This window comes from Enterococcus avium, assembly GCF_002891025.1.
In the GTDB taxonomy this organism is placed as follows: Bacteria; Bacillota; Bacilli; order Lactobacillales; family Enterococcaceae; genus Enterococcus_A; species Enterococcus_A avium.
Genome location: NZ_NBSL01000002.1, coordinates 3098632 through 3111959, shown reverse-complemented (window position 1 = coordinate 3111959; position 13328 = coordinate 3098632). Strand labels below are relative to the sequence as shown.

The 13328-nt window shown below is 36.8% G+C and carries 10 protein-coding genes and 1 pseudogene; 3 read left to right on the top strand and 8 right to left on the bottom strand.

Annotated elements, in window-relative coordinates; genetic code table 11:
• Nucleotides 1–4 precede the first annotated feature (4 nt).
• Nucleotides 5–847 carry a BglG family transcription antiterminator LicT gene (gene licT / locus AUF14_RS15615; protein WP_049221173.1) on the bottom strand — a complete coding sequence of 281 codons (843 nt, stop codon included), beginning with the start codon at nt 845–847 and terminating at the stop codon, nt 5–7.
• A 426-nt stretch (nt 848–1273) separates the two neighbouring features.
• On the bottom strand, nt 1274–1471 hold the full coding sequence (locus tag AUF14_RS15610; protein WP_016181113.1) for a hypothetical protein: 198 nt from the start codon (nt 1469–1471) through the stop codon (nt 1274–1276).
• Nucleotides 1472–2006: 535 nt separating this feature from the next.
• Between AUF14_RS15610 and AUF14_RS15605 the strand changes: the two genes are divergently transcribed.
• Together AUF14_RS15605 and AUF14_RS15600 are read left to right on the top strand one after the other, a co-directional pair.
• Complete coding sequence (locus AUF14_RS15605) at nt 2007–3194, top strand: IS110 family RNA-guided transposase (RefSeq protein WP_002297293.1); 1188 nt, start codon at nt 2007–2009, stop codon at nt 3192–3194.
• A 116-nt stretch (nt 3195–3310) separates the two neighbouring features.
• Nucleotides 3311–3772, top strand: a pseudogene (locus AUF14_RS15600) (type 1 glutamine amidotransferase domain-containing protein); the annotation flags it as partial.
• A gap of 258 nt (nt 3773–4030) precedes the next feature.
• Here AUF14_RS15600 and AUF14_RS15595 read toward each other — a convergent pair.
• The 3 genes from AUF14_RS15595 to AUF14_RS15590 all read right to left on the bottom strand — a co-directional run bounded on the left by AUF14_RS15595 (nt 4031) and on the right by AUF14_RS15590 (nt 5456).
• Nucleotides 4031–4315, bottom strand: a complete 285-nt coding sequence (locus tag AUF14_RS15595) for a hypothetical protein (protein WP_227131702.1) — start codon at nt 4313–4315, stop codon at nt 4031–4033.
• A gap of 112 nt (nt 4316–4427) precedes the next feature.
• On the bottom strand, nt 4428–4577 hold the full coding sequence (locus tag AUF14_RS22570; protein ID WP_016181115.1) for a hypothetical protein: 150 nt from the start codon (nt 4575–4577) through the stop codon (nt 4428–4430).
• A gap of 177 nt (nt 4578–4754) precedes the next feature.
• A complete protein-coding gene (locus tag AUF14_RS15590) occupies nt 4755–5456 on the bottom strand; it encodes a helix-turn-helix domain-containing protein (protein ID WP_218064618.1) in 702 nt (233 codons plus the stop codon).
• Between the two features lie 352 nt (nt 5457–5808).
• On the opposite strand from AUF14_RS15590, the gene AUF14_RS15585 reads away from it, so the two are divergent.
• A complete protein-coding gene (locus AUF14_RS15585) occupies nt 5809–7344 on the top strand; it encodes a helix-turn-helix domain-containing protein (protein WP_049221171.1) in 1536 nt (511 codons plus the stop codon).
• Between the two features lie 46 nt (nt 7345–7390).
• Here the strand turns inward: AUF14_RS15585 and AUF14_RS15580 are convergent, their stop codons facing one another.
• From AUF14_RS15580 to AUF14_RS15570, 3 genes are read right to left on the bottom strand one after another with little or no spacing between them, the layout of a single operon-like run.
• Entirely contained in the window at nt 7391–9043 is a 1653-nt protein-coding gene (locus AUF14_RS15580) for a SpaH/EbpB family LPXTG-anchored major pilin (RefSeq protein ID WP_049221169.1), read from the bottom strand.
• Nucleotides 9043–9756 carry a pilin N-terminal domain-containing protein gene (locus tag AUF14_RS15575; protein ID WP_049221167.1) on the bottom strand — a complete coding sequence of 238 codons (714 nt, stop codon included), beginning with the start codon at nt 9754–9756 and terminating at the stop codon, nt 9043–9045. Before AUF14_RS15575 ends, AUF14_RS15580 begins: the two co-directional genes overlap by 1 nt.
• Before the next feature lie 2 nt (nt 9757–9758).
• The gene (locus AUF14_RS15570) at nt 9759–12989 is read right to left on the bottom strand and encodes a SpaA isopeptide-forming pilin-related protein (RefSeq protein ID WP_102866115.1); all 3231 of its coding nucleotides are present in this window, start codon (nt 12987–12989) and stop codon (nt 9759–9761) included.
• Between the last annotated feature and the right edge of the window lie 339 nt (nt 12990–13328).

Below are 13328 nucleotides of genomic sequence, written 5' to 3'. Positions count from 1 at the left end.
ACTTTTATTGATTCACTTTTTGGACTAATCGTGCGATATGAATGGTTAAATATAATTTCTCATCATTTGACATTTCGTAATCGTATTTTTTCCTAATAAAATCTGCAATTCTTTCTACGCATTGATACGCGTTTTGATATTTCTTTTGAATAATTAAAAGCAGCTCGTCATCTGTCTCATCAGTTAATTGGCGATGATTCATGATTCGTGAAGCAAAGAAGCGCAAATGCGTTGTAAAACGATAAAAGTAAACAGACTCTTCATCCAGTTGAACTTTAAAATAATAGCTGGTTATTTGAATGATTTCCTGCATCAACTCCGCCATCATATACGCATCTTCATTCTCGCTATCCGACTGCGCATTCACTAAGTGTAAAGCGATATTCCCTGCTTCATCCTCACCTAGATTGACTTTAAACTTTTCCTCGATTCTTTTTACCGCATTCACGCCGACCGAAAATTCATCGGGGAATAAACGTTTAACATCCCACAATAATAAGTTTCGAACCCGAACACCCTCTTTAACTCGCTGGACTGCTGCATATAAGTGATCAGTAATTGATATATAAAGCGAATCGTTCAACGGATTTTTCAACGTTACCTTTGCCTCATCAATAATATCGTTGGCGATTTCTAGGTAAGTTATCGGAACATCGACTAATAATTCTTGAAACTTATGAAACAAATCACTGTTCGCAAGGTGATAGGTTTTATCTATCGCCTCCTCGGCTATCTCATCCCCAATCTTTTTCTGAAAGGCTAGACCACGCCCCATCGCGACAATCTCGTTATTTTTTTGATCAGTCGTGATGACTACATTGTTATTCAAAATCTTCTGAATTTGCATTCAACACTCCTCCGTTCTGTGACATTCGCTACTAAAAATCATTTTTTTCGACTTCGTTCACTTAAAATGATAGATAGCTTTGCAATTGATGTCAAACCCAAAAATGTTATTTTTTATAAACTCACCTCCTGTTTTAGAGCAACAAAAAAACCCAATGAGGGTACGACAAATAATCGTACTTATCTCATCAGGTTTAGCTTGTATTTAAACAATCACTATCCATCAAATGGTCTATTTAATTCAAAATTAGCTTACCAAACACGGAAAGCGCTGTCAACAGATTTTACAAAAAGAATTTTTTTAATAACAAAATTTGTAAATAGAAAGTGACAATTCTTTTCCTGCTTATCTAGCATTACATCAGCGCTTCTCCTTATAGGCGAAATAATGGTAAATGTTATCGCTACTACCCTAAACTGCCCTCAATTAAAAACCGAAATTTCCTACAATAGCATTATACGCGATAACCAAAAATATAATTGCCATTACTAAGCTACTCCACAAACTAAACATTACGAAAGGAGATGTAGCTTCATTCCCTTTATTCCTCAAATTAGAAAAAGAACGCTTCGTTATCCAAAGCTGCCAAATTCCCAAAGCTAAAAAGACAAGTCCGATTATCATTATACATAGCTCCTTTTTCACTTTATGTTCTGTAAATAATTGTACTCTCAAAAATATAAAAAGCAATCAAAGAACTAAGCGGAATCTATCATCCCAAACATATTATTTGAACTCTTGGCGATTATCCTTTAGGGTTAAAGTGTACTTAAAAGAAAGGATGGAAATTCAATGACCAAAAAAATTGCAGCGATTGTTACGGATTTAGTCGAGGATGTTGAACTATCCTTGTATATTAGAGTTAGGGTTTTAACCTTCCGGTTTTGATTGGATAACCCTATGAACCATCGTTATTTTAATTTGGTATTAACTCATTTCTTTTGAGATAATATATTTATTGGATTGAGAGGCTAAGCCGTTCCCCCCTTGGGTCATTGAACCCGCACTCGAGAGACTGGCTCCTCTCTCTGATAAGTGGATTGCGTATGAGTTAGATGTTGAAAGTCCTTACTTTACTCCGTATCTCGTACAAGGTAGTGACGCTTTTCAGTTGAGTGGATTTCAATCCAAAATTCTTTTTTTGAAAGGTCAGATATACATGTACTTTTTAGGCATTGATATCGGTAAACGCACTCACGTTGCTTCTATCATGAACGAGGAAGGAAAGGTATTACTAAAAGGTTTTTCATTTCCTAACACCACTGAAGGAGCAGAGTCATTAATTGAGCGAATGGTCGACTATTCCGGAGCACCCAGTGACTTTGTTATAGGGATGGAAGCCACGGGGCACTATTGGCTGTCCATCTTTTCATACCTTCACGAATCAGATTATTTGATTCACGTTGTGAATCCCCTTCAAACAGACGGATGGCGTAAAGGTACAGAAATACGGAAACGAAAAAACGATATTATTGATTCTGTTTTGATTGCTGACTTAATGCGCTATGGCTCATTTGTCGAAACGGTCTTATCCGATGAAAATGTTTTTTCTTTGAAACAACTTTCTCGTTACCGAACTTATTTAGTAGGTACAGCGAGCGACTTCAAAAGAAAAATTATAGCCGTATTGGATCAAGTCTTTCCAGAATACGCGACGATTTTTACCAAGCAGGGCGTTTTCGGAAAAGCTTCTAAAGAGTTATTGCTGGCGTTTAGTGCCCCGATCGACTTAGAAAACATTTCCTCAGAAACTTTGGCCCAATACTTAGCTGAGTTAAGCAGGAACCGAATCAAGGCAGAAAAAGCGGACCAATTGAAGCAAGCAGCTTCTAACTCCTTTGGAGTAAAATTTGCTCAAGAAGCGTTCACCTTCCAACTACGTTCAATGATTGAACAATTAAAATTCATTGAAAGCCAAATAAAGGAAACGGAAAGAGAAATCAAGCACATAATGGACACTTTAAATTCTGTTATTCTCACAATTCCTGGAATTGGTCCTATAAACGGTGCGACTATTCTTGGTGAGATCGGAGATATTCAAAAATTTTCTAACCCGAAAAAACTCGTTGCTTACGCTGGGATAGACGCTTCCGTGACACAATCAGGGCAATATGAGGCAACGCATAATGTTATGAGTAAACGAGGGTCTCCATATTTGCGAAAAGCCTTGTTTTCGGCGGCTTTAGTAGCTTCTCAATGTGATCCTGTTTTTAGTGCGTTTTACCAGAAAAAAGTTTCCGAAGGAAAACATCATCTAACTGCCTTAGGTGCGGTTTCTCGTAAGCTTTGTTACGTGATTCATGCTATTTTGACTAAAAACGAGCCTTATATAATTGTTTCTGATTAGCTATTGAACATTCAAAAAAACTAATGGTAAGAAGCTTATTTGTTGTACCCTTTTTTCGGAATTATCTGTTATAAAATATTTTTTGATTTGGCTAATTTTTACTTGACTCTATATAGTTAGTCTCTCCAAAAGAAGCACTGGAAAAAGATGGCAACGAAGTCACAATCATCAGCTTTGAAGCCAATCAAGAAATCACAGGAAAAAAAGGAACCAAATTCAAAAGCGACAAAGGAATTGATGAAGTGAAACCTGAGGACTTCGATGCATTACTGATTCCTGGCGGTTTTTCACCTGATCAATTGCGTAGCGATGCACGTTTTGTATCCTTCGTGTCTTATTTCTTAGACAAGGATCAACCGTTATTCGCCATTTGCCATGGTCCACAATTGTTCATTCAAACAGGACTTACCAAAGGGCGCACAATGACTGCTTACACAACCGTTCGTCCAGATGTCGGCTATGCTGGCGCAATCGTCAAAGATGAAGCAGTTGTAGTAGACAACAAATTAGTAACTAGCCGAACTCCAGATGATCTTCCTGATTTCAATCAAAAAATCGTCGAAATATTACATGGTTAACGATAAATTTTGACAGAAGAGGATAGCCTAAAGAAATACAAGGATCTAGGAACAGATGGTGAATGATACCTACTCAGTGTTTCTAAAATTTTGTGAATTTTCGGCTTATTTCTGTAGACGCTACTTATGAATCGCCGTGTATTCGTGAATAGGAGCTGATCCACAAGTCTATAAGACTTTCGAATCAGCTCCTATTATTTTTTCTCTCTATAAAGATAATTCTTTGCAAAATTAGTTAACCGCCTTGCAAAGCCCCTATTAAGACAAATAGGTCCACAAAAGTAACAATAGAAATCCAATCAAAAACGGCGGTACATACTTAAATATAAAATAACTGTAAGCTTTTCCTGCCCTACGTTCCGCCTCAAATCTTGGATCATCTCGATCGTTTACAAACTGCCATGGAAACCTTGAGAAAAAAAGCCCATTTGTTAAGCGAGTAATCAAAGCGATCACTAGTAAAAGACCCGTACAGAAAATACCAGCAAACGCAACATCTCTAATCACATGACTATCCAAAACAATCACCAGCTTTCGCTTCACATTCAAAAGAGCAATCACAACACGAACGAACCAGCATTATTTGAATTCATCGCCAACTCGCTTTAAAAAATACCACTAAAGTCTTTATTGATGCCAACAAGTTAGTTCGCTGCTACTTCACATACCCAACCGCGAGACAATTCATCCCATTGGAGCCCACAAAAGCATTAATCACTGTTCCGTTTTGCGGCAAATACCCATCCTTTTCTTTGTTTTTATTATAATCCTTCACTGTAAAAATAACGATACACTTAAACTTCATCAAGTTACACCCTTTCAATTCATACTTTTTTAATTAAATTCTCATTGTAATTATGATAACACGAATTTTTTTCTACGGTCACTAATCTTAGAAAAATCATCTAAATTAGAAAAATATTTTGTGTACAATGATGAATATCCTCTTCAACTTTACAATAACTTCACTCCATCAAAAAGCTTAAACGGTCTCGCCGTCAAAATTCCTTTGTTTCAAACGGTAGCCTTTGCCCCAAATCGCCTCTACGACTAAGGCACTTTCCATTTCTTTCAGCTTCCATCGGATTCGTTTAGCAATAATAGACATTTGAGCTAATTGTGAACTATTAGGACCGTCTCCCCAGATTGCTCGTGACATCTCTGTTCTGGAAACTGTTTCATCATTTGAATTAAGCAGTTTCTCGAAAAAAGCTGTTTCTTTTTTCGATAGTACATGTAGAATCGCTCGTAACTCGTCTTGTTTAACTTCGCCCTCTTTATTAAAAATCAGCCTTGCTTGCTCCTTTTCGTGATTCATGCTGGCTAAGTTATGAACTACGTATTCTCTAAGGCGATCAATTGATTGACTTTCACTGATCCAATCGTAAAAACCTATTTTTTTAATCATTTTCTGTTCTTCTTCATCTGGTTCGATCGATGTTTTTCTGATAAAACAGCTCATTTTGCTCAAGTTTAAAAAAAGTTGTTTCGCCTCATTATCACTGATAGTTTCACTAATAATAACCGCCGCAAATTTTCTATCAATCTGTTCCTCATCAAATTTATGCAGTAGCTTATCGAAAAGAAGCTTAGAGCAATACACTTCATATCCCAAACATTGCAATCGATTCTGCAGAGGTTGCTCAAACAATACATTTTTCGTCAAAATTAAAAATGGTTTCATCTCATTCACTACTTTCTTTTCCTGCTTTACAAATAATTTATATTTTTATAGTTACTTGTTGTCTATTGAAATAGTAAAAGGCCCTCAAAGCATTTTTTTATAAAACTGTTTGCTACCATTACTATAATGTACGTTTTTTTATTTTTCAGTTTCGCTAGAATAATCAAATCAGATGCCGTAATTCCCTAAGGTACCCGAATAAGAAAAGAGTATATCAAAAAAGGAGACCCAGATATTTCAATTTTGTCGGGTTCGTTCGGTGAATACTGAAATACCGGATGTATGATAGACTCTGTTTTCCTTACTAGATGTTATAATTAAACTATGAAGGACAATGCTAGGAGGAAATCTTTTGGATTATGAATTATTTGAATCCGCGATTAAAAATAAACTTTTATTATTAGATATTGTTTACCAAGCAGGAGATTGGGTAAAAATACCAACCTTGTGTTTTAAAACGGAAATAGGTGAAAAAAATGTCGTTAAAATTATGGAGGAAATTAATGAGGATCTGATTCAGATGACACTTTTGAAGGAAGCTTCTGGAACGATCGATTATATCAAAGGGAAAGGATTCCTTTTCACTGGAGCAGAACTTGATTATAAAAAACTCACCCTTTATATTTTGAAGCAATCTTTGATCTTTAACTTGCTTCAAGAATTGTTTCTCAGCAGTCAAGTGATTACTTCAGATATTCTTAATAATTACTTTGTTAGCGAGAGTACCCTAAGGCGCAAAGTTTTACAAATCAATGAGTTTGTCGCACCCTACCATTTATCCTTGAAATACAGTACTAAGCAGCTAAAAATCACCGGTAAAGAGATCAACATCCGCTATTTTGGATACCACTTCTTCTGGACTTTCTATACGGGTGTTGCTTGGCCATTTTCTAATGTAGACCAAAAGAAAATCGACGGATACGTAAGGTATGCCCTAAAGAATTATGATTTAGCTAAAAAAAATACCTTAACAATTGATTTTTCTTATATGTTTGCATTGAATGTTTCACGCTTCCATTTGAAACATCCGATCAATGATGAGGATATTCCAGCTTACATTAAGAAAATCAGCCAACGTCAGCTTTTTCCACGTTCAACATTTTATACGAATTTTCAAAAGGAGTTTTTTCTCTCTGATTCTGAGATTGATTACGTTGGGCTCCTGTTTCAATGTCGAGCGCAGTTTTATATTAGAAAAGACAATTTAAAAGAAGTTATCCAATTGCATCGTGAGCTCGAAACGCCAATCTATCAGCTATATACTCTCTTTACTGATGAAACAAATATCATGTATACACCAGTAAAAGATGAATTGAACTTAAAGCTTTGCCACTCAATCATTTTATCAACTTTTTTGCATGCGACCTTTTTCGAAAATTTTATTTCTGTCGCTTCTGGCTATGATCTTTCCTATTTTTACCAGAAAAAGTACCCGCACCTTTATAATTATATGAAGGATGTTCTTAAGAAAATGCGCGAAAAATCTGATTCACCAGTGTTAGACAATACGGAATTTCTCTTGCCGAGGTTTTGTGAAGCCTTCTCTGCGATTAATATTTTTACTAAGTTCGAACCAGAGGTCATCGTCAAAATTGATACAAACCTAACGATGGCCTTAGAGTATATTCTGGCTCAAAAATTGGAACAAATTTTCCAAAACTTTTTCAATGTTCGTTTTCTATCCTTTATTGAAGTTGATCAAACCGAAGATCAAACATTTGATATGGTCTTTTCTTCAATCATTCAAAATAGTGAAGATAGTCCCTATCGAGGAATCCCAGTCTATACCTTCCATCCGCAAATATCTCTTTCTGACATCACGAAAATCAACGAAATTTTAAGCAAATATATCGAAAAGCTAGAGCGTCAAAAAAATTTGTTAGAATAATAAACAGTGCCGTATCTCTCATGGATACGGCACTGTTATAGCTTGCTTATACTGTTTGTTCGCGGACTTTACGATATTTAATGATTGCGAACAGCATTAATCCCAATCCAATAACTAGGAAGGCGATAATCCCTTGTCCACCTGTTGATGGTAAGAAGCCGCCTTGAGAAACGTTCGGAATTTTCAATCTTGTTGTTTCTTCATAGGAATTATTTTTGATTTCAAATTGAACATCATCTGCTAATTTAATGAACCCATTAGGTGCTTTTGTTTCTCTCAAGAAGTAAGTCCCTTTTTCTAACCCAGTTACTTCAATTTTTCCGTCATTTCCAGTAGTGAACTTCTTAGCATCGGCTAAGCTTCCGCCACTAGGTAGTTCTGTCCAAACTGGAGTACCTCCGTCTACAGCTTGCTTCAAAAATTCTTCTTTGCCGTTATTTTTGCGAATCACAACGAACTCTGCTCCAGCCAACGTTTGATTCTCTTTGCCACTTTCATGTTTTAAGAATTTGTGTCCGCCAGTCCCAAAGCCTGGAGGAGGATTAAGAACGTTCCGATTATCATCAGTATCCCCATCACGAGTCATCTGAACCACAAAATTATTGTTGATTTCTTGATCTACAGGCGTATATTCTGTCATGCTCACGCCATAAGTTATTTCTAATTTTTTCCCAGCAAATTGCTTCAAGTATTCAGCGGTTGCTTTAGATCTCGCATATTCGGTCGCATTACTCACACTTGTTTCAGCATTCAAATTAGCTGTCAAAGTAAAACCGGCATAATTTAAATATGGAGTCACTGTATTTTTAGAAGTCAAGATCATATGAGAATAAAATGTTGTTAATTCAGTATCACTCAACTCAACACCGCCGATGACAATCTTTGAAATTCCTTCAAATTTTACACCTGTTTGGGACACCTGATCGTCAAGTACAAATTTATTGTAGCGTGTTTGCTCTACACCAGCCTCTGTCAAAATTTCACCAATTTGGCTTGGGAAGGTGAATGATGCTTTATAGTTGATCCGTTTTCCTACTTCAAACGTATAGAACGTTTCGCCTGCCGGAACACCCTCTAATGCTTTGCCTGCTTCATCAACTAAGATCTTTTCAGGTTTTTCTTTATCATCAATCTTATTTTTTGGATATAAATGAATCGTACTTAGTTCATTTGCGCCATCCATTGCAGGTAGAACTAGAATAATTGGATTTGAATAGGTAGTGTAGCCTGCTGGTAGTGTTTCTTCAAAATAGTACACCTTATAAATTCCGCCAGCTGTTCGTTTTTCTAACGTAGGGAAGGTCACATTCCCGTTAGCATCCGTAACATCACTTACTACATTTGTCGCATTTCCTTTATCCAAAACGAACGTTTGCATCAACGCTTCGGTTTTCGTTTTTGCTACAGCGTCTGTTTCGCTTCCAGTTAACCCCAGCTTACTATAAAAATCTTCAGTGACATCCCATGCGGTAAAAGTTACACCTGGTAATCCTTGATAATGATCAAACTCATTCATTTCTTTACCTGTGTTAGCTATTGCTGTGTTAGGAAATTCATCCATTTTCTTTTTATGCAATGTTACTGACACGGTTTCCCCAGCAGCCTCTGCATTCTCGCTCAGACCAAACACCCCTGTTAGTAGTGGTACGAGACATATAATTGCTGTTAATAGTCCTGTCCATTTCACTTTATGTTTCATTATTTTTTCCCCCTATATTTTTGAGTCTTTTTCAAACCCATAATTGCTGAAATAAGTAGTACCCCGCCAAGTAATGAGTAGCTTTTTACGAAATCATTCGTTTGCGGCAATGTTTTATGCGAAGTGACTGCTGACGCTTTAGGATTTTCTGTTTGCTTGGCCACTTCACCTGGTGGTACAGTTGTCACCAGTTCTTGTTGTTCCGCATATTTTCCATAAATCATCACTTTGAATGTTTCTATATTGGAGTCAATAGCGTACTGTGGAAAGAATAAGACAATTGGTAGAAAACGAAATTTTCCGGTTTCTCCGCTAGCTAAAATGAGATACGCCGCGTCCTTATTGTCTTGATAGCGCGGAAGTAGGAACTTTGCTTCTCCTTCGCTATTGACAACTAAAGGTTCTTCTCCCAGTGCTTTTAGATCTTGTGTTCGAATAAAGCTCTGCATTTCCTCCTTGAGAACATTTTTATCCAGCAGATACTCTTTTGCTTCTTTTTCAGACATCGTGGTCGATTGACGCCAGCTAGTTAAGTCATAGATAGTAAAGTTCAAATGATCCGTTCCTTGAACTTTTTCTCCTTCTTTTTGTCTTGTATTTATTATTACTTCAACTTTTTCATCAGATGGTGCTGCTAAAACGGAGCTAGTTAATCCGATAACACCGATGAAGACTATCAGAAGGGACAAGAAAAAAAGATGATATTTTTTCATGTTTACCCCCTCCTTCGATTAACATACAAATAGACTGCACCCAATCCGCTGCCTATTACTAAGCAAATAATAGAGAATAATATGAAGTAGCGATTACCAAAACTTCCTGTTTTCGGTAATACTCCAAATTGTCTTTTATTTTTCACCTTCATAGTAATAAGATTTTCTGTTCCATTTAGATTGACTGACTTTGTTATCAGTGTATGATCTTCAATTGAAACAGAGCCATTGTCAAAAATATCAATAGCAATTTCTTTGTTCAGACCAACATAGCTATCTGGCGCAGTGACTTCTTTCAAGAAATAAGCGCCTGGTTCCAATCCCGTAAAAGTAAAAGTAGAACCCGTAGAAATCGTCTTATTATAAGTGCCCGATGAATTCCTCAATTGGAACGCAGCACCTTCTATTTCTGCTCCTAGCTCATTGGTCTTTATAACTGTTAATTTGTACTCCTTCAATTCATTTACGATCGTTTTATTCGTTGAAGTAGCAATAACTCCCGTTCCATCCGACCTCTCTGCCACTGTAAATGTGAAATCATCACACTTTTTGAATCCTTCCGGAACAAATGTTTCGCTTACTCGATAGATACCTGCAGGAAGGTTAGTGAAATGAACGACTCCTTCATCATCAGGTGCAACGTCTCTTACAACTTCTATACTTTTAATCGTTTCTGTCAAAGTAAATTTTGGCCGTTTCTCATCTGAAATAGTAAATGGTTGTCCGTTTTCCATTACTTTCTTAAATGAAAAATCAGTAGTCAGCAATCGATTCGTGATCGTTATTCCTGCTGATTCTAGATTACTAGATGTGAAACTCTCCTGACTGTAAGTGGGATTAGCATAACCAGGTACTCTATACAGATTGCTGATTTTTTCAATAACTCGGTATTCAATAGTAGAGTTGCCAGAAACTGCTGGAAATTGGTTTGTCCAATCATTTCCTTCATTTAAATTAACCTCGTGTAAATCAATCCACTTAGTTCCGTCTTTTTTTTGCAGAACAGCCGTTACTTCTTTGCGCATCTGCCAGCGATTATCGTTATCATTTGACCAGATTTTTTTTACCGGAATGACAAAATCTTCTGTAGAGGCTCGAACAGAAGGAACACCAAAATCTAGCTTATCTGTTGTCCGGTCAGGTGAAACGTGTAACGTTGTTTTTCCATTGGCTGGATACCATTTACCTGAAATAAAACTAGAATCCTCTGTTTTCAGGCGTACTTTATAATTTATTTCAATTTCTTGATTTCCATAAAGATTGATATTGGTTACTTTTACTTTTCCTGAGTCTGAATTATCAACTACAGCCATCCTATCCGTGTTGATAGACTCTGTGCCCAACCCATTCCTCAGAGAGACATCTGTAACAACTGGTGTTCCGACTAACTCCACCATATCCCCCAGTGGGTCTTCAATTACACCATGTTCAACAGTCGTAAGGGTCGATTGAAACCAATCTTGGAAAGAGTCCTCAAACCCTTGCAAATCTTGTGCCTGATAGAAATAGTAATCACTTTCTGAACCCCCTGTGGTGTTCGCTCTTTGAGTGGTCATCCTATAGAGACCTTTTATCAACTCTTCTGGAGTATGATATTCCAGAGTTCCACTATGGTATCCCATGGCGATTGCTTGAATTTCTGTACCAGTTTCTCTAATATCTGCTGCTTGTGAGTTTGCCATATCCAAATGGGATTCAATTTTCAGAGCCGCTCCACCTTCGATATTAGGAATGGTAAACCTTCTATCCACATCACTCCATGGAGGATTATTCAATACATAAAGGGAGGTAGAGCCATTTGACTGCAAAGAGTCGCCCAGTTCACTGGCAACATACTCCGTAATTCTCACTTGCGAAGGAAAGATCGTCGAGTCTTTTTTTCCTTTTACTGGTTTCCTACTCCTATTTGGAAACCCATCCGTTAAAAGAAAAATAACTTTTCGTCGTCCGTTATTATCGGCTAACAATCTTTTTTGTGCTTCAATCAATCCTCCTTGGGTGTATGTCTGGTGTCCTTGCGTACTGGCCGCTTGGTAATTAGTCACCATTTGATCCCAATCGCTATATTGCGCTGACAAATTAGAAGTGCTGATTACATCCGAGCCAAAAATGACACTTCCAAGCCTCAGATAGCCCAAGTTATCTGGAATATTCTTTTTGAATTGATCAATTAGTTTACCCAGCGATTCTACTGAAACATCCTTTCGCAATCTGCCGTTAACGAGAGATTCCGGATTGTTGTATATCATGGATGCAGAGTTGTCCAACACAAACATGACATCAACACCTGGTTTGGTAAGAGAATCTCCTCGGACATTTAAACGGACATTAAACTCATCTTCCTTAGCAGTTTCACTCGCATATTTTCGTAAGGCAATATCTCCTTGCGCCTTTTCACCTACTCCGTAATAAATATAAGAATTCTTATAGTTATCTGTAGAAGTATCCCAATTTTGCAGACCGTCCCAAACATTGGCCGCTGCATTGTCCTTTCCGCCTTGGTGATTGATCACATTCGTCTGTCCATTTGGCTGCCAAGAATATTCAGGATATTCCCCATTATCCGTTTTGTAACTTGGTGCCTTATTCGTGTACGAATTTTCGCGGGTTAAACTATTGGCGCTTATTCCCGCTAATGGTGACAGACTATTTTGTTCAGAATAAAGTGAATAACTACTGGTAGTAGGTGGAACTTTTTCACTAGCCAAACTACTGGTAGGTTCTTTTTTTGAACTTTTCGAACTGTCTGTTTTACTCATTTCCAACAATAAAGGCTCAGTTAACCCAAGAACGTCTGTATCAGAATCATTTTCGCTCATTTCCTTTTGTTCATTTAATTCGATGAACAATTGAAGCCTTTTTTCTTTCTTAGGAAGTAAGAGCTCCAATTCATAGTTTGCTGAAGGTGTAAATTCTTTTTCATTCAACCACTCATCAGTTTCTTCCATCCCATCGACTACAGGATAATCGATTACTTCATCACTCTCTGTTAGTATTTTTACCTTTACACGACTTTTTTTCTGCTTACTGTCAGCTTCTCGTTTCAACTTGATTCGAAAAACATTTCCTTTTTCTGTTAGCTCAGTTTCATAAGAAACGTTCAGAAATGACTCATCAAGTAAAACTTTTGTATTTGTTTCTGCAAATGTTTGTGTCCTCACACCCAGCAAACCCGTCAAACTTGAAAAAATGACCCCTAACACAATTAGAAACCGCAGTTTTCTCCTAAGCATATTTTTACCTCCTTTCACCCTAAAGTACCGCTACCAGTGTTATTATCTTATAAGATGAAATAAGTATTTACAAATTCAACATTAATTAAATTTTTGTTATTTATTAATATTGAAAAGATAGCTTAACGCTTGGTAGCACATCTGTTATCATCTGTCTATCGTTATTACACTCATTTCTTTTATCATTTGTTAAAAAAATGAATATTCATTTTATTAACATTAAGTTAATTTAATGGTTTTTAATTACACGAGTTTCTTTATAAAACAGTCAATAAACGTTAATACAAAGCCTTATAACTGAGGTGATTGCAATTTTTACGAATTAAATTTTCCGTTTCT